General features: G+C 59.1%; 25 protein-coding genes. 15 read left to right on the top strand and 10 right to left on the bottom strand.

Annotation, left to right across the window (positions count from 1 at the left end; translation table 11 throughout):
• Positions 1-362 precede the first annotated feature (362 nt).
• The 5 genes from PLD_RS30325 to dksA all read right to left on the bottom strand — a co-directional run bounded on the left by PLD_RS30325 (position 363) and on the right by dksA (position 6,480).
• Positions 363-1,787, bottom strand: coding sequence for a sigma-54 dependent transcriptional regulator (locus tag PLD_RS30325; protein ID WP_159898426.1), 1,425 nt, complete (start codon positions 1,785-1,787; stop codon positions 363-365).
• A 22-nt stretch (positions 1,788-1,809) separates the two neighbouring features.
• The gene (locus PLD_RS30320) at positions 1,810-4,764 is read right to left on the bottom strand and encodes a sensor histidine kinase (protein ID WP_178116255.1); all 2,955 of its coding nucleotides are present in this window, start codon (positions 4,762-4,764) and stop codon (positions 1,810-1,812) included.
• Positions 4,748-4,924: a hypothetical protein gene (locus PLD_RS30315; RefSeq protein WP_003176118.1), complete on the bottom strand. Its 177-nt coding sequence runs from the start codon at positions 4,922-4,924 to the stop codon at positions 4,748-4,750. Before PLD_RS30315 ends, PLD_RS30320 begins: the two co-directional genes overlap by 17 nt.
• A gap of 77 nt (positions 4,925-5,001) precedes the next feature.
• Positions 5,002-5,898: a tRNA glutamyl-Q(34) synthetase GluQRS gene (gene gluQRS, locus PLD_RS30310; protein WP_159898424.1), complete on the bottom strand. Its 897-nt coding sequence runs from the start codon at positions 5,896-5,898 to the stop codon at positions 5,002-5,004.
• A gap of 141 nt (positions 5,899-6,039) precedes the next feature.
• Positions 6,040-6,480, bottom strand: a complete 441-nt coding sequence (gene dksA, locus PLD_RS30305; protein ID WP_159898423.1) for an RNA polymerase-binding protein DksA — start codon at positions 6,478-6,480, stop codon at positions 6,040-6,042.
• A 339-nt stretch (positions 6,481-6,819) separates the two neighbouring features.
• Between dksA and PLD_RS30300 the strand changes: the two genes are divergently transcribed.
• The gene (locus PLD_RS30300; RefSeq protein ID WP_159898422.1) at positions 6,820-7,992 is read left to right on the top strand and encodes a pyridoxal phosphate-dependent aminotransferase; all 1,173 of its coding nucleotides are present in this window, start codon (positions 6,820-6,822) and stop codon (positions 7,990-7,992) included.
• Complete coding sequence (gene sfsA / locus PLD_RS30295; protein WP_159898421.1) at positions 7,992-8,699, top strand: DNA/RNA nuclease SfsA; 708 nt, start codon at positions 7,992-7,994, stop codon at positions 8,697-8,699. The genes PLD_RS30300 and sfsA overlap by 1 nt, the downstream gene beginning before the upstream one ends.
• Before the next feature lies 1 nt (position 8,700).
• Here the strand turns inward: sfsA and PLD_RS30290 are convergent, their stop codons facing one another.
• Positions 8,701-9,018, bottom strand: coding sequence for a Rieske 2Fe-2S domain-containing protein (locus PLD_RS30290; RefSeq protein ID WP_159898420.1), 318 nt, complete (start codon positions 9,016-9,018; stop codon positions 8,701-8,703).
• A 217-nt stretch (positions 9,019-9,235) separates the two neighbouring features.
• Between PLD_RS30290 and PLD_RS30285 the strand changes: the two genes are divergently transcribed.
• Genes PLD_RS30285 through PLD_RS30270 form a run of 4 tightly spaced genes read left to right on the top strand, consistent with a single transcriptional unit; the run spans position 9,236 to position 12,796 of the window.
• A complete protein-coding gene (locus PLD_RS30285) occupies positions 9,236-10,111 on the top strand; it encodes a hemin ABC transporter substrate-binding protein (RefSeq protein ID WP_159898419.1) in 876 nt (291 codons plus the stop codon).
• A gap of 50 nt (positions 10,112-10,161) precedes the next feature.
• Positions 10,162-11,145: an iron ABC transporter permease gene (locus tag PLD_RS30280; protein WP_178116261.1), complete on the top strand. Its 984-nt coding sequence runs from the start codon at positions 10,162-10,164 to the stop codon at positions 11,143-11,145.
• Positions 11,145-11,912 (top strand): heme ABC transporter ATP-binding protein, encoded by a 768-nt coding sequence (locus tag PLD_RS30275; protein ID WP_159898417.1) that lies wholly within the window; start codon positions 11,145-11,147, stop codon positions 11,910-11,912. The genes PLD_RS30280 and PLD_RS30275 overlap by 1 nt, the downstream gene beginning before the upstream one ends.
• Positions 11,913-11,932: 20 nt before the next feature.
• A complete protein-coding gene (locus PLD_RS30270) occupies positions 11,933-12,796 on the top strand; it encodes a ChaN family lipoprotein (protein WP_159898416.1) in 864 nt (287 codons plus the stop codon).
• 231 nt (positions 12,797-13,027) lie between these two features.
• On the opposite strand, the gene PLD_RS30265 is transcribed toward PLD_RS30270, so the two are convergent.
• From PLD_RS30265 to PLD_RS30250, 4 genes are all read right to left on the bottom strand, one after another.
• Positions 13,028-13,828 (bottom strand): Crp/Fnr family transcriptional regulator, encoded by an 801-nt coding sequence (locus PLD_RS30265; RefSeq protein WP_159898415.1) that lies wholly within the window; start codon positions 13,826-13,828, stop codon positions 13,028-13,030.
• A 13-nt stretch (positions 13,829-13,841) separates the two neighbouring features.
• Complete coding sequence (locus PLD_RS30260) at positions 13,842-14,114, bottom strand: TfoX/Sxy family protein (RefSeq protein ID WP_025131285.1); 273 nt, start codon at positions 14,112-14,114, stop codon at positions 13,842-13,844.
• Between the two features lie 191 nt (positions 14,115-14,305).
• Entirely contained in the window at positions 14,306-14,650 is a 345-nt protein-coding gene (locus tag PLD_RS30255) for a pentapeptide repeat-containing protein (RefSeq protein ID WP_159898414.1), read from the bottom strand.
• A 93-nt stretch (positions 14,651-14,743) separates the two neighbouring features.
• Positions 14,744-16,300: a bifunctional aminoglycoside phosphotransferase/ATP-binding protein gene (locus PLD_RS30250; protein ID WP_159898413.1), complete on the bottom strand. Its 1,557-nt coding sequence runs from the start codon at positions 16,298-16,300 to the stop codon at positions 14,744-14,746.
• Positions 16,301-16,415: 115 nt separating this feature from the next.
• Here PLD_RS30250 and mrcB point away from each other — a divergent pair, with 115 nt between their 5' ends.
• The 9 genes from mrcB (at position 16,416) to msrQ (ending at position 26,407) form a co-directional block, all read left to right on the top strand.
• Positions 16,416-18,740, top strand: coding sequence for a penicillin-binding protein 1B (mrcB, locus tag PLD_RS30245; RefSeq protein WP_159898412.1), 2,325 nt, complete (start codon positions 16,416-16,418; stop codon positions 18,738-18,740).
• Positions 18,741-18,756: 16 nt separating this feature from the next.
• On the top strand, positions 18,757-19,503 hold the full coding sequence (locus PLD_RS30240) for a M48 family metallopeptidase (RefSeq protein ID WP_159898411.1): 747 nt from the start codon (positions 18,757-18,759) through the stop codon (positions 19,501-19,503).
• Positions 19,503-19,838, top strand: a complete 336-nt coding sequence (locus tag PLD_RS30235; protein WP_159898410.1) for a YqcC family protein — start codon at positions 19,503-19,505, stop codon at positions 19,836-19,838. Before PLD_RS30240 ends, PLD_RS30235 begins: the two co-directional genes overlap by 1 nt.
• A gap of 587 nt (positions 19,839-20,425) precedes the next feature.
• Entirely contained in the window at positions 20,426-22,150 is a 1,725-nt protein-coding gene (locus PLD_RS30230; protein ID WP_159898409.1) for an acetolactate synthase 3 large subunit, read from the top strand.
• 2 nt (positions 22,151-22,152) lie between these two features.
• Positions 22,153-22,644 carry an acetolactate synthase small subunit gene (gene ilvN, locus PLD_RS30225; RefSeq protein ID WP_159898408.1) on the top strand — a complete coding sequence of 164 codons (492 nt, stop codon included), beginning with the start codon at positions 22,153-22,155 and terminating at the stop codon, positions 22,642-22,644.
• A 45-nt stretch (positions 22,645-22,689) separates the two neighbouring features.
• Complete coding sequence (gene ilvC / locus PLD_RS30220; protein ID WP_159898407.1) at positions 22,690-23,706, top strand: ketol-acid reductoisomerase; 1,017 nt, start codon at positions 22,690-22,692, stop codon at positions 23,704-23,706.
• A 146-nt stretch (positions 23,707-23,852) separates the two neighbouring features.
• Positions 23,853-24,710 (top strand): CDP-diacylglycerol--serine O-phosphatidyltransferase, encoded by an 858-nt coding sequence (gene pssA, locus PLD_RS30215; protein WP_159898406.1) that lies wholly within the window; start codon positions 23,853-23,855, stop codon positions 24,708-24,710.
• A gap of 63 nt (positions 24,711-24,773) precedes the next feature.
• Entirely contained in the window at positions 24,774-25,787 is a 1,014-nt protein-coding gene (gene msrP, locus PLD_RS30210; protein ID WP_159898405.1) for a protein-methionine-sulfoxide reductase catalytic subunit MsrP, read from the top strand.
• A complete protein-coding gene (gene msrQ / locus PLD_RS30205) occupies positions 25,787-26,407 on the top strand; it encodes a protein-methionine-sulfoxide reductase heme-binding subunit MsrQ (RefSeq protein ID WP_159898404.1) in 621 nt (206 codons plus the stop codon). Before msrP ends, msrQ begins: the two co-directional genes overlap by 1 nt.
• Positions 26,408-26,681 lie beyond the last annotated feature (274 nt).

Raw genomic sequence — 26,681 nt, 5'->3', positions numbered from 1 at the left:
TAGGGCAGTTTTTGTTGTTCTCGGCCTGGTTGTGGGGCAAGCCCCAAATACAACGCCTCTCCAAAAGAATCAGTTAGCTGCGCCTCCGCCGTGTTGTTTTTATTATGCGTGAGTCGATTCGTCTTATTTTTATTGTCTTGTGCATTGCTTGTTATTGTTCTTGTACTAAACATATAGCAGATGCCGTGCCAACTTTTGATAAGCCCAGTAAAACAAGGGGTTAGCTGCGTTTTGCGGCGTTTTTTGGGCCTAAAAAAACCGGGGCTTCGTTACCTTTAGCCCCGGTTCTTGTTACGTGCTTTTACACAGGTAACAGTTTTTTCACCAAATCGAGTGTTACCTGTGCTTTTGTCAGCACAGGTTCAGCTTTCGCTGGCCACCCCGCTTTTGCGTCGAGGAATCCCCAGGCGCTGACGGCGCTCCCACAGGCATTTGCGGCTGACCCCTAGTTTGCGGGCCAGCTCGGTCTCGGTCATGTGGTCTTGGTGTTCGAGGACGAAGTGCTGGAAGTAGTCTTCCAAGGACAGGTCTTCGGTGGGTTCATGGCTGGTATTGCCCGCTTGTGCTGTCAGGCCGACGAAGTCGTCCTCCAGATCACTTAATTCGATATCGATGCCCAGCAGGTCCGCAGAAATTTCCGGGCTTTCACACAGAATTACTGCGCGCTCGACGGCGTTCTCCAGCTCCCGTACGTTCCCCGGCCAGGAATAGTGACGGATAGCCTGCTCGGCATCGGCGGCAAACTTCAGGTCCGAACGGCCGATGCGTGCGCTTTGGCGAGCGAGGAAGGCGTTGGCGATCTCATTCACGTCGGCGCCACGCTCGCGCAAGGCTGGCAGCTTCAGAGCAATGACATGAAGGCGGTAATACAAGTCTTCGCGGAATTGACCGATTTTCGAAAGGCTCTTCAGGTCGCGGTGAGTAGCGGCGATCAGACGTACATCGACTTTCTGCGATTGCACCGAACCCACACGGCGGATTTCGCCTTCTTGCAGGACCCGCAGCAGGCGCGCCTGGGCTTCCAGTGGCAGTTCACCGATTTCGTCGAGGAACAAGGTGCCACCATCTGCTGCTTCCACCAGGCCCGCACGACCAGCACTGGCGCCGGTAAACGCGCCTTTTTCGTGTCCGAACAGTTCAGATTCGATCAGGGTTTCCGGAATGGCTGCGCAGTTCACCGAGATCATTGGGGCCTTGGCGCGTTTGGACAGGTTGTGCAGCGCCCGAGCTACCAGTTCCTTACCGGTGCCGGACTCGCCCTGGATCAGCACATTCGAGTCGGTCGGTGCGACCTTGCGGATCTTGCTGTACATGTCTTGCATGGGCGGGCAGGAGCCAATGATGCCGATTTCGCCGTTGCTGTTTTCGGCAGCCGCTTTGTCAGCGCTCGCGCCAGCCTTGCCGGATGCGCGTTCAGCCGGCGCGTTGTCGACGTTTTGCCGATCACGGAGGATTCGTGCCACAGCCTGGAGCATTTCATCGTGGTCGAACGGCTTGGCGATGTAATCCACCGCGCCCATTTTCATCGAGTCCACGGCTGAGCGCAGGCTGGCATAGCTGGTCATGATCAGCACCGGAGTGCCTTGGCCCAGCTTGATCAGCTCGGTGCCCGGGGCACCAGGCAGGCGCAGGTCACTGACGATCAGGTCGAACGTTGGGATGCTGAAACGCTCCTGGGCTTCCTGCACTGAGCCGGCTTCGCTGACTTGGTATTGATTGCGCTCCAGCAGGCGGCGCAGGGCGGAGCGGATGATGGTTTCGTCTTCGACGATCAGAATATGCGGCATTGATTCAATTCTCTCGACGGTCTCAGTTCACAGCGGACGTCGCTTCGACATGACGCGGTAGGGTTACCCGAATACGAGTGCCGCGTTGGCTTTGTGGATCGGCCGGGCTGTCGATGGTGATTTGTCCATAATGCTCTTCAACGATGGAATAGACCAGTGCAAGGCCCAGGCCGGTGCCTTCGCCTGGGTCCTTGGTGGTGAAAAACGGCTCGAACAAACGGTCCATGATGTTCTTGGGAATGCCGCTGCCTTCGTCTTCCACGATCAGGTCGACCGTATGCTCGAAAGCCTCGCTCTTGACGCGTACCGCACTGCCGGGAGGAGAGGCGTCGCGGGCGTTGGACAGAAGGTTGATCAGGACCTGGGCAAGACGTTGTGGATCGCCATCGACCCAGTGCTCGGGATCACACAGGTTGAAGAACTGTACTTCGAAATTGCGTCGGTTCAGCGCCAGCAGACCAATGGCGTCCTGGGCGACTTCGGCCAGGCATACGGCTTCGTCGTTGTGCTGGTGGCTGCCAGCGTGAGCAAAGCTCATCAACGACTGCACGATGCGCGAGATGCGTTTGGTCTGCTCGAGAATCTGCTCGCTGATTTCCGTCAGTTCGCCGTCTTCCTCGCGCTCTTCCCGCAGGTTTTGCGCCAGGCAGGCGATGCCGGTGATGGGGTTGCCGATCTCGTGGGCGACGCCAGCGGCCAGGCGCCCGATGCTGGCCAGGCGTTCAGAGTGCACCAGCTTGTCTTCCAGGGTCTGGGTTTCGGTCAGGTCTTCCACCAGCAGGACCAGGCCGCTGTTACCCGGAGCCAGAGGCTCATCGATCGCGGCTTTGTGCAGGTTCAGCCAGCGGGTCTGGCCGTCGAGCGCCAGGTGCTGCTTATGCAAGTGCTCATCTGGCAGGTTGATAAAGCCTTGCAGCAAATCTTTCCATGGATTGGTAATGGTGCTCAGACGCGACCCCACCACATGCTGGGCGGGAATGCCGGTCAGTTCTTCCATCGCCTTGTTCCACATCAGGATCTCCTGATCCTTGGCCAGGGAGCAGACGCCCATCGGCAGCTCTTGCAGGGTTTGCCGGTGGTAACGCCGCAGGGCGTCGAGTTCGGCGGCCAGGCCAGTCAGGCGCGAGTGGTAGTCCTCCAGCCGGCTTTCGATGAAATGGATGTCCTCGGTGACGTAGTTTTCGCCGCCCGCCTTATACGGCAAGAAGGTTTCCACCATGTCCTGGGCGACGCTGGGGCCCATCAGGCCTGACAAGTTGGCTTCGATACGGTCACGCAGGCGCCGCAATGCGTAGGGGCGTCGCTCGTCGAACGGTAGGTACAGGTCACGCAGCGCCTGTTCCACCTCCTTTTGCGCTGCTTTGGCCCCCAGGGGTTTGGCCAGTTGGGTGGCGAACTCTTGAGGCGAGGCAGCATGCAATTCGCGGCGTTGTGGGCGGCGAACGTTGTCCACGGCGCAGGCTTCGGCGGCGCTGGCTTCTTCACTGCTGGCGTTGGTGAACAGCGAGATCAAGGTGAACATCAGCACGTTGGCTGCCAGCGAGGCAATCGCCGCCATGTGCCAACTGGTGTCGTCTAGCACGTAGATCATGTTCAGCAGCGGAATATAGAAACCCTGCAGGTCGCCAATCAGAGGCAACAGCATCGTCACCAGCCACACCAGCACCCCGGCTAGCAATCCGGCGATAAAACCACGGCGGTTGGCGGTCGGCCAGTACAGCACCGACAACACCCCAGGAAGAAATTGCAGGGTGGCAACGAAGGCGACAATGCCCAGGTTGGCCAGGTCCTGTTCGGCGCCCAAAAGCAGATAGAAGGCGTAGCCGGCCATGATGATGGCGACAATCAGGGCGCGCCGGGTCCACTTCAGCCAGCGATAGATGTTGCCTTCCGCTGGCGGCTGGTAAAGCGGCAGCACCAAGTGGTTGAGGGCCATCCCCGATAGCGCCAGGGTAGTGACGATGATCAGGCCACTGGCGGCCGACAGCCCGCCGATATAGGCCAGCAACGCCAGGGCCGGGCTGTTGGCGGCAATGCCGATGCCCAGCGTGAAGTACTCCGGGTTGGTGGTGGCGCCGAGCTTGAGTCCGGCCCAGAGAATCAATGGCACCGCCAGGCTCATCAGCAGAAGGAACAGTGGCAGTCCCCAACTGGCGCTGACCAGGGCTCGGGGGTTGAGGTTCTCGGTAAAGGTCATGTGATACATGTGCGGCATGACGATGGCCGAGGCGAAAAACACCAGCAGTAGGGTGCGCCAGGGGCCTTCTTGCAGCGGCGTGTGCAGTGCGGCGAGGGCGGTCTGGTTCTGCAGCAACCAGAGCTCCAACTGCTGTGGGCCATCGAACACACCGTACAGCGCATAGAGGCCGACGCCGCCGATGGCGATCAGTTTGATCACTGACTCAAAGGCAATGGCGAATACCAGGCCCTCGTGTTTTTCCCGGGTGGCGATGTGGCGCGAGCCGAAGAAAATCGTGAACAGGGTGATCAGCGCGCAAAAGCTCAGCGCCACTCGGTGTTGCACCGGCTCGCCGGTAAGGATGCCGATGGAGTCGGCCACCGCCTGGATCTGCAGGGCCAGCAAGGGCAGAACGCCCACGAGCATGAAAATGGTGGTCAGAGCCCCGGCCCAGGTGCTGCGGAAACGGAAGGCGAACAGGTCTGCCAGCGACGACAGTTGATAGGTGCGGGTGATCTTCAGGATCGGATACAGCAGCACCGGTGCCAGCAGGAAAGCCCCGGAAACCCCCAGGTAGCTGGAAAGAAAGCCGTAGCCGTACTGATAGGCCAGCCCCACCGTGCCATAGAACGCCCAGGCGCTGGCATAGACCCCCAGCGACAGGGTGTAGGTCAGCGGGTGGCGGATGATCGAGCGTGGAATCATGCCGCGCTCGCTGATCCAGGCCACCCCGAACAGCACCAGCAGATAGGCGGCGCTGATCAGGATCATCTGGGTCAGGCTAAAGCTCATCGGCATCTTTTTGGCTCTGCAGGATGAAGGTCACGACGATCAGGATCAGCCACAGCAGATACGGGCGATACCAGGCGCCAGTAGCATCGATCCACCAGTCCATGATGGCGGGGGAGAATAGATAGATCCCCACTACCAGGAGCAGGACCAAGCGATAGATGTACATCTCGGCCTCTCTTTATTGTGTGCGTGCCCGAAAACGTGCGGCGATGGTAACGGATGGGCGCCAAGCTGCAAGTGGCGTCAGCGTAATTGCGCTTCCGGCACGCTCAATGTGCGTGGAATCAGCCCGGCGTCCCAGTGCGCGATCCCCCAGGCCATGATTTGAGCCACGCTCGCGCCAGCCAGCTCAGTGCCCGGGTTGTGGCCCAGTGCTCGTAGTGCTCGTAGCAGCAAGGGCGGCGCCTGATCCTCGGGCAGTGGCGGCGAACGGTAGGACTTGCCCAATTTGTGGCCATCCGGCTGGGTGATCAGCGGTACATGCAGATAACGCGGCTGGGGCAGCCCGAGCAATTCCTGCAGGTACAACTGACGCGGTGTGGAGTCCAGCAAGTCGGCGCCGCGCACGATGTCAGTGATGCCCTGCCAGGCATCATCGAGCACCACAGCCAGTTGATAAGCATAGAGGCCGTCGCGGCGGCGGATGACGAAATCACCAACTTCCCGACCCAGGTGCTGGCGCAACTCGCCCTGGACTCGGTCGATGAAGCGGTACTCCAGTTCCGGTACCCGCAGGCGGATCGCGGCATCATCCTTGGCATGGCCGAGGTTGCGACACAGACCCGGGTAGATGCCGTGGTAAGGCTCCAACTGCTTGCGTGAGCAAGTGCAGGCATAAGCCAGGCCTTGGTTGAACAGGCGATTGAGCACCTCGGCATAGGCGTCGTGGCGCTCGCTTTGGCGGATCATCTCGCCGTCCCACTCAAAGCCGTAGCTTTCCAGAGCCTTGAGAATGGCCGCCTGGGCTCCGGGCTCTTCTCGTGGGGGATCGAGGTCTTCCATGCGCAGCAGCCAACGGCCGCCAGCGGCACGGGCGTCGAGATAGGAGGCAAGCGCCGCCACCAGGGAGCCAAAGTGCAGATAGCCGCTGGGGGTGGGGGCGAAGCGTCCAATGTAGGGGGCGGAATGGGCGGCGGTCATGGGGCTGATGCTATGTCGTCGGGTCCCAGGGGGGGCGATGGTGTTGGGAGGATCGCTATCGCGAGCTCGCGCCTGCCGAGGGATGGGGGCAGAAACGAAAACGGAGCGTGGGTACGCTCCGTTTCAGGTACGAGTCGACGATTATTTGCCGACCTGTTTTTCCTTGATTTCCGCCAGGGTCTTGCAGTCGACGCACATGTCGGCGGTTGGGCGGGCTTCCAGACGGCGGATGCCGATCTCGACGCCACAGGATTCGCACCAGCCGTATTCTTCGTCTTCGATCAATTGCAGAGTCTTGTCGATTTTCTTGATCAACTTGCGCTCACGATCGCGGGCACGTAGTTCAAGGCTGAACTCTTCCTCCTGGCTGGCACGGTCGGCCGGGTCGGGGAAGTTGGCTGCTTCGTCTTTCATGTGATCAACAGTGCGGTCAACTTCCTGCATCAAGTCCTGCTTCCACTTGTTCAGGATCTTGGTGAAGTGCTCGCGCATGGGCTTGCCCATGTACTCTTCGCCCGCAGTTTCAACATAAGGTTCAAAACCGCTGATCGATTGACTCTGTTGCTTTGCTTGGGTGGGCATGAATGGACCGCCTCTACTCTTGTAATCCATTGCGCAGGATTGCTCCATCTCCGACACTTGCCGGCCCTGCGGCTGCAAGCGGGCGAACTTACCAGATCAAACCAGAGCGCGCTACTCCCGGTTGTCGAGCCTAGGTCCGGTATCGCCCGCAGATCGGGGAAAAGTCAGGCATGGCTTGCTGATGGGGCCGTTCGATCATTGATTTTAGTCAAGTCTGCGGGTTCTGTTGGCGCCGCTTGGCGCGAGGCTGCAGAGTGCCTGGGCGGCATTGGGTTCTCTCAGGCTTGGCAGGATGGGTAGAATCGGACGTTTGCTCCCCCCTCAAATGAAGGAAGGCTAATGGCTCAGCCCTACAGTGCGCGCAGTCGCGCAATCGAACCTTTCCATGTCATGGCCCTGCTGGCTCGGGCCAATGAGCTGCAGGCTGCCGGACATGATGTGATTCACCTGGAGATCGGCGAGCCGGACTTCACCACCGCCGAGCCGATCATTAAGGCCGGGCAGGCGGCATTGAGCGCCGGTAAGACCCGCTATACCGCGGCGCGGGGCATTCCCGAGTTGCGGGGCGCGATTTCTGGTTTTTATCAACAGCGTTATGGCCTGGATATCGACCCCGAGCGGATCATGATCACCCCCGGCGGCTCAGGCGCGTTGCTGTTGGCCAGCAGCCTGCTGGTGGACCCCGGCAAGCACTGGCTGCTGGCGGATCCGGGCTACCCCTGCAACCGGCATTTCCTGCGTCTGGTGGAAGGCGCCGCGCAGTTGGTTCCGGTCGGGCCGGAGGTGCGTTACCAACTGACCCCAGACCTGGTCGAACGCTATTGGGACCAGGACAGTGTTGGCGCCTTGGTGGCATCCCCGGCGAACCCCACCGGGACCATTCTCAGTCGCGATGAGCTCGCAGGTCTGTCTGCGGCGATCAAGGCGCGCAACGGGCACCTGGTGGTGGACGAGATCTATCACGGCCTGACTTATGGCACGGACGCCGCCAGTGTGCTGGAAGTCGACAACAGCGCCTTTGTCCTGAACAGCTTTTCCAAGTATTTCGGCATGACCGGCTGGCGCCTGGGTTGGCTGGTGGCACCGCCAGAGGCGGTGGGCGAGTTGGAGAAACTGGCACAGAACCTCTACATCAGCGCGCCGAGCATGGCCCAATACGCGGCCTTGGCCTGTTTCGAGCCGCAAACCATCAGCCTGTTGGAGGAGCGTCGAGCGGAGTTCGGTCGTCGTCGCGACTTTTTGCTCCCGGCCTTGCGTGAGTTGGGTTTCGGCATTGCCGTGGAACCCGAGGGGGCGTTCTATCTCTATGCCGACATCACTGCCTTTTGCGGCGATGCCTTTGCCTTCTGCCGGCACTTTTTGGAAACCGAGCACCTGGCCTTCACCCCGGGTCTGGATTTTGGCCGCCACCAGGCCGGTCACCATGTACGTTTCGCCTACACTCAGAACCTTGCGCGTCTGCAAGAAGCGGTGGAGCGTATCGCCCGTGGCTTGCAGAGCTGGCAAGGCTGATGCGCTTCGATCCTCCCTTGGAAGAAGGGCGTCTGTTGCGTCGTTACAAGCGTTTTCTGGCGGACATCGAAACGATGACGGGCGAGCCACTGACCATCCACTGTCCTAACACCGGCTCGATGTTCAATTGCATGGTCGAGGGCGGGCAGGTGTGGTTCAGTCGTTCCAATGACCCCAAGCGCAAGCTGCCGGGCACTTGGGAGATCAGTGAAACTCCGCAGGGACGACTCGCCTGCGTCAATACCGGACGGGCCAACGGACTGGTTGAGGAAGCGTTGCGGGCCGGGCTGATCAGCGAACTCAATGGGTTCACCGCGTTCAAGCGCGAGGTGGCGTATGGGCAGGAGAACAGCCGCATCGATTTTCGCCTGGATTACCCCGATGGCCCGGCATACGTCGAGGTCAAAAGCGTTACCTTGGGTTTTGACGGTTCGACGGTGGCGGCATTTCCCGATGCGCCAACCCTGCGAGGAGCCAAGCATCTGCGTGAGCTGGCGAGCCTGGCCCGTGAGGGAGTACGCGCGGTTCAGTTGTATTGCGTCAATCTCACGGGGATTGAGGCGGTGCGTCCGGCCGAGGAGATCGACCCGGGCTATGCCGCCGCCTTGCGTGAGGCGCTGGCGGCGGGCGTCGAGGTCCTGGCTTATGGCGTTCGCCTGACTGCACAGGAGGTGTCCATCGATCGGCGTCTTGAGGTGTTGCTCTAGGCTAAAGTGTCACCCAGATCCCCTGACTGTCTTCACGGCAGTCGATGGCCTCCAGGAACTGGCCGGCGCAAGGTCCGGCCACGCACTCTCCGCTTTCAATCAGAAACAGGGCGCCATGGCTGGCGCATTGAATCAGGCTGGCGCTGGCGTCGAGGAACTGATCGACTTGCCACTCCAGCGCCACGCCTCGGTGCGGGCAACGATTGACGTAAACATAGGTCTGGCGATCACGACGCACAGCAAAGAGTTTCAGCCCTTCGAGCTGAAAACCCCGGCTGCCGGCCTCGGGCAGATCACTCCCGGCGCAAAGAAATTTCATGTCTATCCTCAGGGTCCAAAACTGCTGCCGCCAGGCGGTCGCGGTTTTTCCGTGGCTGCAGGCTGAAACATGTCGGTGCTTGACGGTCAAATGAAAACAATTATCAAATGGCCGCCTCGCTCGTCATGGGCAGCTTGTTCATTTCGATGCCGGCTAGGCCTGGCCTGTCACATGGACCGCCGTTTCGCGGGCCCCACTTCTATAAAGGAACTCTTTTATGCGTCTGAGTGCCAGCGCCATTGCGCTCTGTGCCGGATTGCTGCTCAGCCAATGGGCCGCAGCCGATGACTTGCCGCAGCGTTGGGTCAGTGCTGGCGGGTCGTTGTCGGAATGGGTCAGCGCTTTGGGCGCGCAGGCAAAGCTGGTGGGGGTCGATACCACCAGCCAGCACCCGGCCTCGCTCAAGGCATTGCCGAGCATCGGCTATCAGCGGCAGTTGTCGGCGGAGGGCATCTTGAGCCTGAGGCCGCAGATTTTGGTGGGCACCGAAGAGATGGGCCCGCCGCTGGTGCTGTCACAGCTTCGCAACGCAGGGGTCAAGGTCGAGTTGTTTTCTGCCCAGGCGGATCTGCCCACCCTGCAACGCAACTTGCAGCACTTGGGACAGCTTCTGGGGCGTGAGCAGTTGGCCGAGCAGCTATTGCAGAGCTATCGGCAGCAACTTGAGCAAACGCAGGCCTGGGTCGTTCAAGCGCAGGCAGAACAGGCGGCGCCAGGGGTATTGCTGTTGCTCGGGCACGCGGGTGGCAAGCCGCTGATTGCAGGCAAAGACACTGCCGCAGACTGGCTATTGCAGCGCGCAGGTGGGCGCAACCTGGCGACTCACAGCGGTTACAAGCCCTTTTCGGTTGAATCTCTGGCGGGATTGAGTCCGCAGGTTTTGCTGTTCTCTGATCGCAGTCTGAGCGGTGCAGCGGCTCGCGCGGCGCTGTTCAAGGAAAACCCGGTGCTGGCGTCCACCGCGGCGGCCAAGGCGGGGCGAGTGATTGAACTGGATCCGACCTTGCTGGTGGGCGGCCTGGGCCCGCGTCTGCCGGAGAGCCTGAAACGTTTGTCGACAGCCTTCTATCCTCAGGCCAAGCCGGTCCAATGAGTCGCCTGGTTAAACCGCGTTCGCTGTTTCTCGGCCTGGGCGCCTTGTGTTTGCTGGCTATCTGGCTATCCCTGGCCTTGGGGCCGGTCAGCTTGCCCTTGTTCGATACCTTGCGCGCCGCCTTGCGAATGCTGGGTGTGCCGATCGATGGGCAGGGGTTGGAGCAGGCGGAGCTGATTCTTGGGCAGATTCGCTTGCCACGAACCCTGCTCGGCTTGGCTGTCGGTGGGGTGCTGGCCCTGTCCGGCGTGGCCATGCAGGGACTGTTTCGCAACCCCCTGGCTGATCCAGGGCTGGTGGGGGTGTCCAGCGGCGCGGCATTGGGCGCGGCCGTTGCCATTGTTGGTGGTTCGATGTTTGGCGGTTTGCCAGAGGTTGTCGGCCCTTACCTGTTATCGCTGTGCGCCTTTCTAGGTGGGCTGGGGGTGACGGCGCTGGTTTATCGGTTGGGGCGGCGCAATGGCCAGACCCATGTGGCAACCATGTTGCTGGCGGGGATCGCCTTGACTGCCTTGGCCAGTTCGGCGGTGGGCTTGTTTACCTATCTGGCAGATGACGCCACCCTGCGGACCTTGACCTTCTGGAACCTGGGCAGCCTGAACGGCGCCAGCTACCCGCGCCTGTGGCCGCTGTTGCTGGTGACGGTCGGCGTCGCACTGTGGCTGCCGCGTCGCGCCCAGGCGTTAAATGCCTTGCTGTTGGGGGAATCCGAGGCCAAGCACCTGGGTATTGATGTCGAAGGGCTCAAGCGTGAACTGGTGTTCTGTACTGCTCTGGGTGTGGGGGCCGCCGTTGCTGCTGCGGGAATGATCGGCTTTGTCGGTCTGGTGGTGCCGCATTTGGTGCGCCTATTGTCGGGGCCGGACCATCGAACCTTGTTGCCAGCCTCGATCCTGGCGGGAGCCAGCTTGTTGCTGTTGGCCGATCTGGTGGCGCGCTTGGCTCTGGCGCCTGCGGAACTGCCCATCGGTATCGTCACGGCCTTCATTGGTGCCCCGTTCTTCTTGTACCTGTTGCTGCGAGGACGTGCCTGATGTTGCAAGTAGAGAACCTGCATGTCCGGCGCTCAGGGCAGGCAGTCCTGACAGGCGTTGATGTGGAGCTGTTGCCCGGTGAAGTGCTCGGCGTGCTGGGCCCCAATGGCGCCGGCAAAAGTAGTTTGCTCGGCGCGTTGAGCGGTGAACTGGCGGCCTATCAGGGGCGAGTGTTGCTGGATCAGCGCGAGCTGGCGCAGTGGGAGGGGACGCTTCGAGCGCAACGTCTGGCGGTGTTGCCGCAGGCGTCGAGCCTGGATTTCGCCTTCCAGGTCGAGGAGGTTGTGGGTTTGGGACGTTTGCCTCACCAGAGCGGTCAGGCGCGGGATGAAGGTATCGTGGCGGCTGCGCTTGAGGCAGCGGATATCGCGCATCTTAGGGGACGCAGCTACCTGGCCTTGTCCGGAGGCGAGCGTCAGCGGGTGCATCTGGCGCGGGTTCTGGCGCAATTGTGGCCGGGGCAGGCGGGGCATAACTTGCTGCTCGACGAGCCCACTTCTGCCCTTGATCCATTGCATCAGCACGTTACCCTGCAAGCGATTCGAGCCTTTGCTGATCGTGGGGCTGCGGTGTTGATCATCCTCCATGACCTGAATCTGGCGGCGCGCTATTGTGATCGCGTGTTGTTGCTTGAAAAGGGACGAGCGCACTCGTTGGGCGCCCCTGCCGCCGTGCTAAAACCTGAGCCCTTGAAGGCAGTATTTGGCCTGGAGGTGCTGGTGCATGAACACCCCGAGCGCGGACATCCGTTGATCATTGCTCGTTGAGTCGTTCCTGGAGAACCCTGATGCGTTCACTCGCGCTGTTGTTGGTGATGCTGTTGGCTGCCTGCAGCAGCTCGCCACAAGTCTTGCCTCCCCCTGTGGTGGCGCACCCAGGCAGCATCATCGACCTGCGCAGCGGCCAAGTGCTGAGTCCGGCCGAGTTGGTGGAGCGTTTGTCGGGTGTTCCGCGGGTGATCGTTGGTGAGCAGCATGACAACGCCGATCACCATGCCCTGCAATTGTGGCTGCTGCGATCACTGTCAGCGGGTCGCCCCCAAGGCAGCCTGCTGCTGGAAATGCTCAACCCCGATCAACAACCCAGAGTCGATGCCGTCAAGCGCACGCTTGACGGGCGGCGCTTGCCCGATGACTTGCCCGGGCTGCTGGCTTGGCAATCCGGCTGGGACTGGAGTCTTTATGGACCGTTGCTGAGCTATGCGCTGATCCAGCCCTACCCATTACTGGCGGCCAACCTGGATCGCCAGGAAGTGCGGGGAATATATGCCCGGCCCCCGGTGCTGAGGGGAGACCGGGTCAGCGCCAGCGCGGTCACCGAAGCCCTGTCTGCGCAGATCCGTGAGTCTCACTGTGGCTCGCTGCCGGAGCGCCAAGTGCCGGCCATGCTGGCAGTGCAGCAGCAGCGGGACCGGCGCATGGCCGAGCGACTTCTGGCGGCGCCGCCCCCGGCCCTGCTGTTTGCCGGGGCTTTTCATGGGCGCAAGGATCTTGGGGTGCCCTTGCACATCGCTGATCAGGGGCAGTCGCAGGACGTTGCGGTACTGATCCTGGCGGAGCAGGGGAGTGAAGTGTTGGCGTCCGCCGCCGATTTTGTCTGGTATACACCGTCCCAGCCTTACAAGGACTATTGTGCGCAGCTCAGGCGTTAAGCGGCGCATTTTTTTCGAGCAAAAAAAGACCCGGCAAGAGCCGGGTCAAATAACCGTGATTAGCCTGATGAGGAGATAATCTGAGAGTCCGAACCACTGGTCTTCCAGGTTATCGACTGATCTCGCGATCAGTTGTGATAATCATAACGATTCTCATTTCTAAGTCAACACAGCTTTTAAAGTTTTCACATATTTCGCTAAACGCTTGTTTGGATCATCAGCACACCTCTTCTATTCGGCGGTGTTCAAAGCCATGAGTCGGGTGACTTCCTTGTTTAGCAGGTCGATACGCCGAGCCATGCTTTCGATCAAGCTCTGGGCGATGCGCGGGTTGCTTTGGGTCAGGCTGAGAAACTGTTCCTTGGGAATCAGCATGACCGTGCACGGTTCGCTGGCGACTACGCTAGCGCTGCGTTTTTCCCCGGTGAAGACCGCCATGGCGCCGAAAATCTCGTCTTTGGGTACATCACCCACTTTGTGTCCGTCAACGAAGGCTTGCGCGTGGCCTTCGAGTATCACAAATACATGATCGGCCTCATCGCCTTGGGCAATCAGTGTTTCGCCGGCCTCTACCCGCTTGAAACCATTACTGCTGCGCAATTCTGGCGGCTTCAGCCGGGCGACAGCATCGCAGAGCAGGGCGGTCTGGCCGAGCAGGTACTGCAGTAACAGCTCTGAGCGTTGTTCGTCAGCATAAATATGTTGGAACACCGCGTTGCGCAAATAGGGCACCAGGCGCAGCGGCGTATCGCAGCTCAACTTCCATAGCGGGTGTTCGACTCCACGGCGCAGGCCCACCAGATCGCCTTCATGCAGGTAAAACAAGGCTCTGCCTTCAACGCTGGCCTGAATCACGCCACTTTCCAGCAGGAACAACTGATGACCGGGCAACAGGCTGGACAGGTCCTCGGAAGGGGCGAGTTCCAGCGGCGAGTCACAGGGCGAGAGGTCTTCGAGCAGTTGGGCCGGGATGCTTTGCAGCCTGTTGATCAAGGCGTCGGCGTAGGCCGGTTGCTCTCCCAAGAGATACATAGATATCTGCCAGTCAGTTTTTGTGACGTGTGGAAATGGCGTCTAGCTGCTTGTTCAGCGCCTCTTTGCGTTCAGCAGGAAGGTCGTTCCAGTGCATGTCCATCAGCGCCCCCTCAATGGCGTAGAGCAGGACTTTCGAGGCGCGAAAACCACGGGTACGCACGGCTCGGTACGCATCCACCGCCCCCAGGCGACGTAAGTCGGAAGCACTGTGAATGCCCACTGCATGCAGCCACTGTGCGGATGTCTTGCCAAGGTTCTTCAAGTGTTGCAGTTCATCATTCATTAAGCCTCCTGGCGATGGCCGAATGGTGAGTGGGCAGCCTCAAAGGAGTGTAGCGTTCAGTAGAAAAAACGTGGTTTTTTGCTCGTCTTTGGCGCAAATGCTTCTAAGGCTGCTCTGGCGAGAGGCAGGAACAGCGGATGCTGTCCGGCAAGCACAGCTGGAGCACCGGACAGAGGGGAGGAGGGGCGATGTTAGCGGGTGTGGTAGCGCAGGCGAGTGCCGAAATTGACTGACATGAGAATTTCATCGGCGGTCAGCTCGACCGGGAAGTAGGCGCCGGAGATTTGCGCATGGGCCAGGCTCGCACCCTCCATGCTGGCGTGGCGCAAGTCGAGGCCGCGCAAATCGGCAGATCGGAAATAAGCATCGGTGAAGTCGATGCCTTCGGCGTTCAGCGCACGTAGATCAAGGCCGCGGAAGTCACCGCCGCGCATGTCGATGGGCTTATCTTTTGGACGTTCACGGTTGAAACCGACGATGTCGTCTTTGTGCAGGAGGGTGTAAAGCGGAGTGTCGAGTAGCTTCGGTTGGCTCATGGCGACGTCACCAGTGTTGGATTTATGACGCCAGTATAGTGCCACTGTTTTTCAGCCGTGAAGTCTTTGCAGCTTCACGGCTGAAATCGTCGTTTACAGGCCGGGGAGGCGTTGGCGAATGTTCGCAACCAGGGCATCCAGGCTGCCGCTTTCGTTGGTCTCCACGCGTTTACTGCGCAGCAGTTCTTCGTCTGTCAGGGCTTCGCGACTGGCTTGCTGGGAGGCGATCACTTCGAGGGTCGCATCGGACGGATCGTTTTGATCGGCCTGGCGTTGGGCCAGCCAACTGGCAACGACCGCTTCAGGTGCATTGCAATCAATGATCAGGCAAGGGGTGCCGGTGGCTTCGGCAACTTTGGCGGCATCATCGCGCTGGGCGCGTTTGAGGTAGGTGGCATCGATGACCACCGGGAAGCCTGCGCGCAGGATGGTTTCGGCGATTTCATGCAGGCGCGCGTAGGTGGCGCTGCTGGCTTCGTTGCTGTAGATGCCGGCCTGCACATCGTTCGGTACGCGCTGTTCGCCGAACAGGCGCTTGCGTTCCACGTCGGAGCGCAGGCGAATGGCTCCCAGGGCTTCAACCAGGCGCATGGCTACACGGCTTTTACCGACGGCCGAGACACCCGAGGTGATGGCCAGGAAACGTGAGGGGATGGTGCTGTAGCTTTCTGCCAGGTTGGCGTAGTTACGGTACTGACGCAGGGTTGTGGCGCGCTGCACTGGTGTGGCGTCGGCCGGCATGCTGAACAGACTGACTTTAGCGCGTACCAGCGCGCGGTAGGCTTTGTAGAAATTGAGCAGTTCCAGGCCTTGGTAGTCGCCGGTCAGTTCCAGGTACTGACTGATAAAGCGCCGCGCCAGGCTCTTCAGGCCTCGGTCTTCGAGGTCCATCGCGAGGAAGCCGGTGTCGGCGTAGACGTCGGTGAAGCGAAACGGTTCGTTGAATTCGATGCAGTCGAAAATCACCACCTTGCCGTCAATCAGGGTGGCATTGCCCAGGTGGATGTCACCGTGGCACTCGCGGATGAATCCCTCACTCTTGCGTTGCGCCAGGAGTGGCTTCAGGCGCTCGAAGCTGGCCTCAGCCCAGGCGTCCAGTGCCTCCAGTTGCTGCAGGTCGGCCTTGTCGCTGAGAAAGGCGCGGATCTGTTCGAAGTTCTGGCGCACCGGTGCCATGACGCTGTCTGGCGTGCCAGCCTCATGATCGGCCGGAACTTTGGGCGCGCAGAGGTGGAATTGGGCGATCTGCTGGGCCATCTCGTCGATGTGTGCGGTGGTCAGCTCGCTGTTGGCCTGCAAGGTGCTGAGCAACTGGCTCTGGGGGAACTGACGCATTTTCAACGCGTATTCGATGACCGGGCCGCTACCGCCCAGTTCCGGAGCCTCGGCGCTACCGGTGATCGGCAGCACTTCCAGATACAGGTCATTGGTCAGGCGTTGGTTCAGGCGCAGCTCTTCGCCGCAAAAGTGCTCGCGCGCGTCTAGCTGGGTGAAGTCGAGGAAGCCGAAGTTAACCGGCTTCTTCACTTTATAAGCAAAAGGGCCGGTGAGCAGTACCCAGGAAATATGGGTTTCGATGACCTGAAACCCTTCAACGGGATGAGGATACAAGGCGGGGTTTTGCAGGGCGGCGATCAGTGACTGGCTCACAGGCGATCCTTCAGAGTCGGGAAAAACGAGGGCGTCATTATGGCCGTTGGCAGCGTTAAGGCAAACCTCGGGTGGCGCATGTTGAGGATGAATAAAGTGCGTATAATCCGCGCCCATGACTCGTACCCGATCCCCCCGTTCCGCTAAAAAAACGTCGTCTAGTGGCCTACGCCCCTGGCTGGGCTGGGCGCTTAAGCTCAGTCTGGTTGGCCTTGTGGTGCTTGCCGGCTTTGCGATTTACCTCGATGCCGTGGTTCAGGAGAAGTTCTCCGGTAAACGCTGGACCATTCCAGCCAAGGTTTATGCCCGCCCGCTTGAGCTGTTCGTCGGACAAAAGCTCAGCAAGGATGACTTTCTGACGGAACTCGATGCTCTGGGGTATCGTCGTGAAAGTGTCGCCAATGGCCCCGGCGCTGCGGCGGTCAGCGGCAATACCGTTGACTTGAACACCCGTGGCTTTCAGTTCTATGAAGGCCTGGAAAAGGCCCAGCCCGTGCACGTGCGCTTCTCTGGCGACTATGTGGCGGAGCTTTCCGGCAGTAAGGGTGCGAAGCTGGCGGTGGTGCGCCTTGAGCCGTTGCTGATCGGCGGTCTGTACCCCAAGAACCTTGAAGACCGGATTCTGATCAAGATCGACCAGGTTCCGCCTTATCTGTTGGAAACCCTGGTGGCGGTGGAAGATCGCGACTTCTATTCGCACTTTGGCGTGTCGCCGAAGTCGATTGCCCGTGCTATCTGGGTCAACACGTCTTCCGGACACATGCGTCAAGGCGGTAGCACCTTGACCCAGCAGTTGGTGAAGAACTTCTTTCTGACCAATGAGCGCAGTCTTTCTCGCAAGCTCACCGAAGCGATGATGGCGCTGTTGCTTGAGCTGCATTACGACAAGCGCGAGATTCTTGAGGCCTACCTCAACGAAGTTTTCGTCGGTCAGGACGGTCAGCGTGCGGTGCACGGTTTCGGCTTGGCCAGCCAGTTTTTCTTCAGTCAACCGCTGTCGGAACTCAAATTGCACCAGGTGGCGCTATTGGTGGGGATGGTCAAGGGCCCGTCCTACTACAACCCGCGCCGGTACCCGGAGCGTGCGCTGGAGAGACGTAATCTGGTGCTCGACCTGCTTGAGCAACAGGGCGTAGCGACGCCTGAACAGGTTGAGGCGGCGAAGAAGATGCCCCTGGGCGTGACCAAGCGCGGCAGCCTGGCAGACAGCTCGTTCCCAGGCTTTCTCGATCTGGTGAAGCGTCAATTGCGTGAAGACTACCGCGACGAAGACTTGACTGAGGAAGGCCTGCGGATTTTCACCAGTTTTGATCCGATCCTGCAGATGAAGGCGCAAGCTTCGGTCAACGACACGTTCAAACGCCTGTCTGGGCGTAAGGGGGCGGGAGATGTCGAGGCGGCGATGGTGGTGACCAATCCGGAAACCGGTGAAGTCCAGGCCATGATCGGCAGTCGTCAGGCTGGTTTTGCTGGGTTCAACCGGGCGCTGGATGCTGTGCGTCCGATCGGCTCGCTGATCAAGCCGGCGGTTTACCTGACCGCACTGGAGAAGCCCAGCCAATACACCCTGACCAGTTGGCTTTCGGATGAAGCTTTCTCGGTCAAGGGCGCTGATGGCCAGGTTTGGAAACCGCAGAACTATGATCGGCGCTCCCACGGTACGATTTTCCTGTACCAGGGGTTAGCTCATTCGTACAACTTATCCACCGCCCGGCTCGGTCTGGAGGTGGGGGTGCCCAATGTCTTGAAGACCCTTGGCCGCTTGGGCGTTACCCGTGAGTTTCCTGCGTTCCCCTCGATGCTGCTGGGGGCGGGGAGCATGACCCCGATCGAAGTGGCGACCATGTACCAGACACTGGCCAACGGTGGTTTCAATACACCGATGCGTGGCATTCGCAGCGTACTGACTGCCGAGGGCGAGCCGCTCAAGCGTTATCCGTTCCAGATTCAGCAGCGTTTCGACGCCGGCTCGATCTACCTGGTTCAGAATGCGATGCAGCGGGTGATGCGTGAAGGCACGGGCAGGTCGGTATACAACGTGCTGCCCAAGAACCTAACGCTTGCGGGCAAGACTGGCACCAGTAACGACTCTCGTGACAGCTGGTTCGCTGGATTCAGCCAGGATCTGCTGGCAGTGGTCTGGTTGGGGCGAGACGATAACGGCAAAACCCCGTTTACCGGAGCCACCGGTGCTCTGCAGGTCTGGACCAGTTTTATGCGCAAGGCTGACCCGCTGCCGCTGGACATGCCGCAGCCAGACAACGTGGTTCAGGCTTGGGTCGATTCGCATACAGGGCAGGGCTCCGACGCCAGTTGCCCGGGCGCAGTGCAGATGCCGTATATTCGCGGCAGCGAACCACCTCCCGGGGCTTCTTGCGGTGGTGAGAGCCCGGCGGGTGGCGACTCGGTGATGGATTGGGTCAAGGGCTGGATGAACTAAGCGATGAGGGTTTGACGTGAACAAGTGGTGGGTTCCAGCTATTACAGCTCTGGCATTGCTCAATGGCTGCGCCAGCGTGCAGCGCGGCTCTATTCCTGTTGTGGATTCCGGTACGGCCGTCTCCAACAATGAACGGGTTTCTGCCTCTGGCGGTTTTCGCCAGACGACCATCAAGCGTCCGACGCAAGCCCAGGGGCAGGCGATTGCGCAAGACTCCGGGGTGGTGGTGATGGTCCCGGGTGGTGGCGCAAGCGCATCGGCGCCAATCAGCAGCTCGCCGATTATCCCGGGTCCTGTGACGTCCGGTCCGATTATTCCGGGCCCGGTAGATGGCGCGGGTTATCAGGCGGCGCCGATCAACCAGGGCGGTTACAGCATGCCCGCGACGCCGAGCGGTATTCCGTCGGCCCGGGCGGGCGGTTTGTCGGCCGATGAGCAATTGGACGGTCCGGTGCTGGCGTTGCTGACAACGGCTCAGCAGCAGCAGTCCAGCGGTGATCTGAACGGTGCTTCTTCCAGCCTTGAGCGTGCTCAGCGCGTAGCGCCGCGCGAGCCTCAGGTGCTTTATCGTCTGGCTCAAGTGCGCATGGCTCAGGGAGATGCCGCCCAAGCCGAGCAATTTGCGCGTCGTGGCCTGAGTTTCGCCAGTGGTCGTCCGGATCTTCAGGCGAGCTTGTGGGAATTGATCGCACAAGCTCGTGACAAGCGCGGCGATGCCGCTGGCGCCGCCCAGGCTCGTCAGAAAGCCCGGGTTTCTCTGTAATGGATGTGCGCTTTCCCCAAATCGCCGAGCAACTGCTGTTGATCGAGCGTGAGTTGCGTCTGCAGGGTTTGTGGGATGAGGCGACTCCCAGTGCCGAGGCGTTGGCCAGCACTCAGCCGTTTGCGGTGGACACACTGGCCTTTGAGCAGTGGCTGCAATGGATCTTCCTGCCGCGCATGAAGGTGATTCTGGAACAGGACCTGCCGTTGCCCAACGCATCGGGTATTCAGGAAATGGCCGAGATGGTGTTCTCCACTCGCCCCATGCAGGGGCGCGATCTGCAGTTGCGCCTCCTGCTCAAAGAGTTTGATCAGCTCATCGTTGCCACTCGCTGAAGCCAGGCTGCCAGGCGCTTCTGGCAGTCACCCCCCCCCCCTCAGGGCGAGCGTGTTCCTTTCTTGAGTTACCCTGGCGCCTGTTTTAGCAGGCGTACTCCTTGTCGGAGGGCGCCTTCGGTCTTCTACGACCACTTGGGCCTCGCTCCAATTAATCGGACTGGGGCCAAAGTCAAGGTGCGCATTTCTGAGTTGCTTGCCGAAGATTGCGCAATTGAAGCGCAGGCAGTTGTCGTTTTTGGGTTTTTTCTTGCGTTCTCATGCGCTTAGTTCGAATTAACTACATAGACGGCTTGACTTGATGAGGGCGAAACAGAAGAATCCAAAGTCCGCTGTAGAGGGACTGCCAGAAGCAGACCCACTCAGCAGATCATGAGGCGCACATCCGCGCCGAAGTGCTACACCCGCAACGCGTTACCTCGCGCTGGGTGGGAAAACCCCGCAACACTTTGGGGCGCTCCCAATACTTGCTCAGTCAGTGCTGACGTAGTCGGCGACCACCGTCGCTCATGCTCTGCTGAGAAGTAAACCTATTAAGACCCGCTCCCTTGTGAGGGCGGTATTCTGGCGTTTTAGAGGTGAACAACGTGGAGCTTTTATCTGGCGGTGAGATGCTCGTCCGCTTTTTGCGTGACGAAGGCATCAAATATATCTACGGGTACCCGGGTGGTGCTCTCCTTCATGTTTACGATGCCCTGTTCAAAGAGCCGGAAGTGACTCACATCCTGGTTCGTCACGAACAAGCGGCGACCCATATGGCTGACGGCTACGCCCGTGCCACCGGCAAAGCCGGTGTGGTACTGGTGACTTCCGGCCCGGGCGCGACCAATGCCATTACCGGTATTGCCACCGCCTACATGGACTCGATTCCAATGGTGATCATTTCCGGTCAGGTGCCCAGCACCATGGTCGGTACCGACGCGTTCCAGGAAACCGACATGATCGGTATCTCCCGGCCGATCGTGAAGCACAGCTTCATGATCAAGCACGCTTCGGAAATCCCGGAAATCATGAAGAAGGCGTTCTATCTGGCACAATCCGGTCGTCCTGGTCCGGTGGTGGTTGATATCCCTAAAGATATGACCAACCCGGCTGAAAAGTTCGAATACGTTTTTCCCAAGAAAGCCAAGCTGCGCTCCTACAGCCCAGCCGTTCGCGGTCACTCCGGGCAAATCCGCAAGGCGGCAGAAATGCTCTTGGCGGCCAAGCGTCCTGTACTTTATGCAGGCGGTGGGGTGATCCTCGGCGGCGGCTCTGCACCGCTGACCGAACTGGCCAAGATGCTCAATCTGCCAGTGACCAATACCTTGATGGGCCTGGGTGCATACCCTGGCACCGATCGGCAGTTCGTCGGCATGCTCGGCATGCACGGCAGCTACACCGCCAACCTGACCATGCACCACGCTGACGTGATCCTGGCGGTTGGTGCGCGCTTCGACGACCGGGTTATCAACGGTGCACCGAAGTTCTGCCCGAACGCCAAGATCATCCACGTCGATATCGACCCGGCTTCCATCTCCAAGACCATCAAGGCTGATGTGCCTATCGTGGGTCCAGTGGAGAGCGTGCTGACCGAAATGGTCGCGGCACTCAAGGAAATCGGCGAGACCCCGAACAAGGACACGGTGGCCAGTTGGTGGAAGCAGATTGACGAGTGGCGCGGTGATCGCGGCCTGTTCCCTTACGACAAGGGCGACGGCAGCATCATCAAGCCGCAGACGGTGATCGAGACTCTGTGCGAAGTGACCAAGGGCGATGCCTTTGTCACCTCCGACGTGGGTCAGCACCAGATGTTCGCCGCGCAGTATTACAAGTTCAACAAACCCAACCGCTGGATCAACTCCGGTGGCCTGGGCACCATGGGCTTTGGTTTCCCGGCGGCCATGGGCGTCAAGTTGAGCTTTCCGGATAATGATGTCGCCTGCGTCACTGGCGAAGGCAGCATCCAGATGAACATCCAGGAACTGTCCACCTGCTTGCAGTACGGCCTGCCGGTCAAGATCGTCAACCTGAACAACGGTGTGCTGGGTATGGTGCGCCAGTGGCAGGACATGAGTTACGGCAGTCGTCACTCGCACTCCTACATGGAGTCGCTGCCTGATTTCGTCAAGCTGGTTGAGGCTTATGGGCACGTGGGCATGCGCATCACGGATCTGAAAGACCTGAAGTCGAAGATGGAAGAAGCGTTCGCTATGAAAGATCGCCTGGTATTTCTCGATATCCAGGTCGACACCAGCGAGCACGTCTATCCGATGCAGATCAAAGACGGCTCCATGCGCGATATGTGGCTGAGCAAGACGGAGCGTACTTAATCATGCGGCACATCATCTCCTTGCTTCTGGAAAACGAACCGGGCGCTCTGTCTCGTGTTGTCGGTCTGTTCTCGCAGCGTAACTACAACATTGAAAGCCTGACTGTAGCGCCGACCGAAGACCCGACCCTGTCGCGCCTGACCCTGACAACGGTTGGCCACGACGAGATCATCGAGCAGATCACCAAAAACCTGAACAAGTTGGTTGAGGTGGTTAAGCTGGTCGACCTGTCGGAAAGCGCTCATATCGAGCGCGAACTGATGCTGGTCAAGATCAAGGCCACTGGCGCTCAGCGCGCCGAGGTCAAGCGCACTACCGATATTTATCGCGGGCAGATCGTTGATGTGAATGCCAGCGTGTATACCGTTCAATTGACCGGAACCAGCGATAAACTCGATAGCTTCATTCAATCGGTCGGTACCGCATCGATTTTGGAAACCGTACGCAGTGGTGTCACCGGGATTGCCCGTGGCGACAAAGTACTGAGCATCTAATTCAAATTAGCGAATGGCCGGAACGGCCTGATATAGGGGTAATTCATGAAAGTTTTCTACGATAAAGACTGCGACCTGTCGATCATCCAGGGTAAGAAAGTTGCAATCATCGGTTACGGTTCTCAGGGGCACGCTCAGGCGTGCAACCTGAAAGACTCTGGCGTTGATGTGACGGTCGGTCTGCGTAAAGGCTCGGCCACTGTTGCCAAGGCCGAAGCACATGGTCTGAAGGTGACCGATGTTGCCGCGGCTGTCGCCGGTGCCGACCTGGTCATGATCCTGACCCCGGACGAGTTCCAGTCCTCGCTGTACAAAAACGAAATCGAGCCGAACATCAAGAAAGGCGCCACCTTGGCCTTTTCCCACGGTTTTGCGATCCACTACAACCAGGTAGTTCCGCGCGCCGACCTCGACGTGATCATGATCGCGCCGAAGGCGCCAGGTCACACCGTGCGTTCCGAATTCGTCAAAGGCGGCGGCATTCCAGACCTGATCGCTATCTACCAGGATGCTTCCGGTAACGCCAAGAACGTTGCTCTGTCCTACGCGGCCGGCGTGGGCGGTGGTCGTACTGGCATCATCGAAACCACCTTCAAGGACGAGACTGAAACCGACCTGTTCGGTGAGCAGGCAGTTCTGTGTGGCGGGACCGTTGAGCTGGTCAAGGCTGGTTTCGAAACCCTGGTTGAGGCTGGCTATGCGCCGGAAATGGCCTACTTCGAGTGCCTGCACGAACTGAAGTTGATCGTTGACCTCATGTACGAAGGCGGTATCGCCAACATGAACTACTCGATCTCCAACAATGCTGAGTACGGCGAGTACGTGACTGGCCCAGAAGTCATCAACGCCGAATCCCGTCAGGCGATGCGCAACGCTCTGAAGCGTATCCAGGACGGCGAATACGCCAAGATGTTCATCAGCGAAGGTGCTACCGGCTACCCATCCATGACTGCCAAGCGTCGTAACAATGCCGCTCACGGTATCGAAATCATCGGTGAACAACTGCGTTCGATGATGCCGTGGATCGGTGCCAACAAAATCGTCGACAAAGCCAAGAACTAAGTTCGAGTCTTGTCAGGGAAAACGCGGCCTAGGCCGCGTTTTTTCGTTTGGGCGGGTAGGTTCTGGTATAAAGCTGGATCCTTTGTGGCCGAACTGCGGCCCTGGGTATCTGTCGAAACTTTTCACACCGTTGCAAGGTAATGTCCATGAGCGAACGTCCCGAAGAGCCAAACCAGGCCTCTGACGCCGAAAGCCTGCTACCGATCGATGAACATGTCGAAGAAGGGCATGACGCTGAAGGCCGTAAAGTCCGGCATCGTGGTATCTATCTTCTGCCGAATCTGTTCACCACTGCGAACCTGTTCGCAGGGTTCTATTCCATCATCAGCTCCATGAGTGCCCAGAGTGCGATGAGCGCTGGGGACACAGCAGGGGCGAGTAAGTACTTTGCTTTTGCTGCCATCGCAATCTTTGTGGCGATGGTGCTTGATGGCCTGGATGGGCGTGTTGCCCGCATGACGAATACTCAGAGTGCCTTCGGGGCCGAGTACGACTCGCTGTCAGATATGGTTGCGTTTGGGGTTGCGCCAGCGTTGTTGGCTTTCGGTTGGGCCTTGGGTGATATGGGCAAGGTTGGCTGGATGGTGGCCTTTATCTATGTGGCGGGCGCCGCATTGCGCTTGGCGCGTTTCAATACTCAGGTGGGTACCGCTGACAAGCGTTATTTCATCGGTCTGGCCAGTCCAGCGGCGGCGGGTGTAGTGGCCGGTATTGTCTGGGCCTTTAGTGACTACGGTATCCAGGGGTCGAAGATGTCCTTCCTGGTCGCGCTGATGGTCGCGGCGGCGGGCATGCTGATGGTCAGTAACATCAAGTACAACAGCTTCAAGGATCTTGATCTGAAAGGGCGTGTGCCTTTTGTCGCGATCCTCGCGGTGGTGCTGGTGTTTGCCGTTGTGTTCAGCGATCCGCCTCGGATTCTACTATTGGTGTTCCTGGCTTACGCCGCTTCCGGACCGATTCAGTATTTGTTGCACCTTCGTCGCCGTAAAAGCGTCGAGTGATGTAATTTTCCCCAGACTCCGCAGTCTATTGGTGCATCTGTCCTCCAATACTGCGGAGTTGCCATGTTGTTTAAATTCCCCCAATCCTCCGACTGTAAAGAGTCGGATGTCACGCCTGAATCCTTCTATCTTTCTCGACGCAGTCTGTTGGGTGGTGCGGTTGCCGGTCTTGCGGCGTCTGCGTTGCCTCGCTGGGTTGGGGCGCAAGAGGTCGGGCGTTACGCCGATGTTGAGCCTGGCCGTATGCCCGCCTGGTTTGCCGAAAAGTTACCGAGCACCCAATGGCAGGCGGTGACCGTTAAAGATGAGGCCATTACACCCTTCAAGGATGCGACTCACTACAACAACTTTTATGAGTTTGGTACTGATAAAGGCGATCCCGCCGCTAATGCGGGGGCGCTCAAGACCGAGCCCTGGAGTGTGGTGGTGGACGGGGAGGTGGCCAAGCCGGGCCGCTATGCCCTGGAAGACTTCATGAAGCCTTATCAATTGGAGGAGCGCATCTACCGTCTGCGTTGCGTAGAAGCCTGGTCGATGGTGATTCCCTGGATAGGCTTTCCTATTTCCGCACTGCTTAAGCAGGTGGAGCCTACCAGTAAGGCCAGGTTCATTCGTTTTGAAACGCTGCAGGACCCTAGAAGCATGCCGGGCCAGCGTTCTGGTTTTGCTTTGATTGACTGGCCCTATGTCGAGGGCCTGCGTCTTGATGAGGCGATGCATCCATTGGCCATTCTGGCGGTTGGGATGTATGGGCGCGAATTACCTAACCAGAATGGCGCGCCGCTAAGGCTGGTTGTGCCTTGGAAGTATGGTTTCAAAAGTGTGAAATCGATCGTGCGTATCAGCTTGGTCAGTGAGCAGCCCAAGACCACATGGCAAAGCATCGCGGCCAACGAGTACGGTTTTTACGCGAATGTGAATCCTACGGTTGATCATCCTCGCTGGACTCAGGCCAGGGAGCGTCGGCTGCCGAGCGGTCTGTTCAGTCCTAATGTGCGGGAGACGCTGATGTTCAACGGTTACTCGGATGAAGTGGCTTCTTTATATAGCGGTATGGATCTGCGGAAGAACTATTGATGCGTTATTCGTTCTGGCGTGCTGGCGTTTTCATCGCCGCAGTCATCTGGCCGTTGTATTGGTTGTATGAAGCTTGGTCTTCAGCGTTGGGGCCTGATCCGGGAAAGGTGCTGGTTGATCGATTGGGGCTGGGTACTTTGGTTCTGCTACTGGTCACCCTGAGCATGACACCGTTGCAAAAGCTAACGGGGTGGGCGGGCTGGGTTGCGGTTCGGCGACAGTTGGGATTGTGGTGCTTTGCTTATGTAGTACTTCACCTGAGTGCTTATGGGGTGTTCATCCTCGGTTTGGACTGGTCGCAGTTGGGAGTTGAGTTGCGTAAGCGGCCTTATATCTTTGTCGGCAGTTTGGGTTTCCTCTTTCTATTAATGCTGGCAGTGACGTCAAACCGTTACAGTCAGCGTCGTTTAGGTGCGCGCTGGAAGAAGCTGCATCGCCTTGTTTATCTCATTCTGGGGCTTGGCTTATTGCACATGCTTTGGATTGTCCGGGCGGACCTGAAGGAGTGGGCTATTTATGCATCCATAGGCGCGCTGCTGTTACTGCTGCGGTTGCCTCCTGTGATGCGTCGTATCCCTCGCCTTATCGCTAAAAAAGCACCTTCTGCAAAAAAAACGTAATTAACCCTTGACGGCAGATTCTACAGGTCTATAATTCGCCCCACTTCCGGCGCAGTCGAAACGGAAAACTCCTTGAGATTCAACGAGTTGCGCAGTTTTCGGCAGCGGTTACGCTTCAGATCATCGAAGCCAGAAGCAGTTAGTAAGGCAGTGTGTTTTCGCCTTGTTAACGATTCGATCCTCTCGGTCGAAAGCGGTTAAAAAGAGGTGTTGACAGCAGCGTGTAACGCTGTAGAATTCGCCTCCCGCTAACGAGAGATCGGAAGCGCAAGTG

Source organism: Pseudomonas sp. LD120 (assembly GCF_009861525.1).
Taxonomy (GTDB): domain Bacteria; phylum Pseudomonadota; class Gammaproteobacteria; order Pseudomonadales; family Pseudomonadaceae; genus Aquipseudomonas.
Note: the sequence above shows the minus strand (reverse complement) of the source record. Positions and strands in the feature narration are given on the sequence as shown.

Excerpts from the sequence above, each read along its gene's own strand:
- PLD_RS30325 (WP_159898426.1), bottom strand. The coding sequence starts at position 1,787 with ATGCCGCATATTCTGATCGTCGAAGACGAAACCATCATCCGCTCCGCC.
- PLD_RS30320 (WP_178116255.1), bottom strand. The coding sequence starts at position 4,764 with ATGCCGATGAGCTTTAGCCTGACCCAGATGATCCTGATCAGCGCCGCC.
- PLD_RS30315 (WP_003176118.1), bottom strand. The coding sequence starts at position 4,924 with ATGTACATCTATCGCTTGGTCCTGCTCCTGGTAGTGGGGATCTATCTA.
- gluQRS (WP_159898424.1), bottom strand. The coding sequence starts at position 5,898 with ATGACCGCCGCCCATTCCGCCCCCTACATTGGACGCTTCGCCCCCACC.
- dksA (WP_159898423.1), bottom strand. The coding sequence starts at position 6,480 with ATGCCCACCCAAGCAAAGCAACAGAGTCAATCGATCAGCGGTTTTGAA.
- PLD_RS30300 (WP_159898422.1), top strand. The coding sequence starts at position 6,820 with ATGGCTCAGCCCTACAGTGCGCGCAGTCGCGCAATCGAACCTTTCCAT.
- sfsA (WP_159898421.1), top strand. The coding sequence starts at position 7,992 with ATGCGCTTCGATCCTCCCTTGGAAGAAGGGCGTCTGTTGCGTCGTTAC.
- PLD_RS30290 (WP_159898420.1), bottom strand. The coding sequence starts at position 9,018 with ATGAAATTTCTTTGCGCCGGGAGTGATCTGCCCGAGGCCGGCAGCCGG.
- PLD_RS30285 (WP_159898419.1), top strand. The coding sequence starts at position 9,236 with ATGCGTCTGAGTGCCAGCGCCATTGCGCTCTGTGCCGGATTGCTGCTC.
- PLD_RS30275 (WP_159898417.1), top strand. The coding sequence starts at position 11,145 with ATGTTGCAAGTAGAGAACCTGCATGTCCGGCGCTCAGGGCAGGCAGTC.
- PLD_RS30270 (WP_159898416.1), top strand. The coding sequence starts at position 11,933 with ATGCGTTCACTCGCGCTGTTGTTGGTGATGCTGTTGGCTGCCTGCAGC.
- PLD_RS30265 (WP_159898415.1), bottom strand. The coding sequence starts at position 13,828 with ATGTATCTCTTGGGAGAGCAACCGGCCTACGCCGACGCCTTGATCAAC.
- PLD_RS30260 (WP_025131285.1), bottom strand. The coding sequence starts at position 14,114 with ATGAATGATGAACTGCAACACTTGAAGAACCTTGGCAAGACATCCGCA.
- PLD_RS30255 (WP_159898414.1), bottom strand. The coding sequence starts at position 14,650 with ATGAGCCAACCGAAGCTACTCGACACTCCGCTTTACACCCTCCTGCAC.
- mrcB (WP_159898412.1), top strand. The coding sequence starts at position 16,416 with ATGACTCGTACCCGATCCCCCCGTTCCGCTAAAAAAACGTCGTCTAGT.
- PLD_RS30235 (WP_159898410.1), top strand. The coding sequence starts at position 19,503 with ATGGATGTGCGCTTTCCCCAAATCGCCGAGCAACTGCTGTTGATCGAG.
- ilvN (WP_159898408.1), top strand. The coding sequence starts at position 22,153 with ATGCGGCACATCATCTCCTTGCTTCTGGAAAACGAACCGGGCGCTCTG.
- ilvC (WP_159898407.1), top strand. The coding sequence starts at position 22,690 with ATGAAAGTTTTCTACGATAAAGACTGCGACCTGTCGATCATCCAGGGT.
- pssA (WP_159898406.1), top strand. The coding sequence starts at position 23,853 with ATGAGCGAACGTCCCGAAGAGCCAAACCAGGCCTCTGACGCCGAAAGC.
- msrP (WP_159898405.1), top strand. The coding sequence starts at position 24,774 with ATGTTGTTTAAATTCCCCCAATCCTCCGACTGTAAAGAGTCGGATGTC.
- msrQ (WP_159898404.1), top strand. The coding sequence starts at position 25,787 with ATGCGTTATTCGTTCTGGCGTGCTGGCGTTTTCATCGCCGCAGTCATC.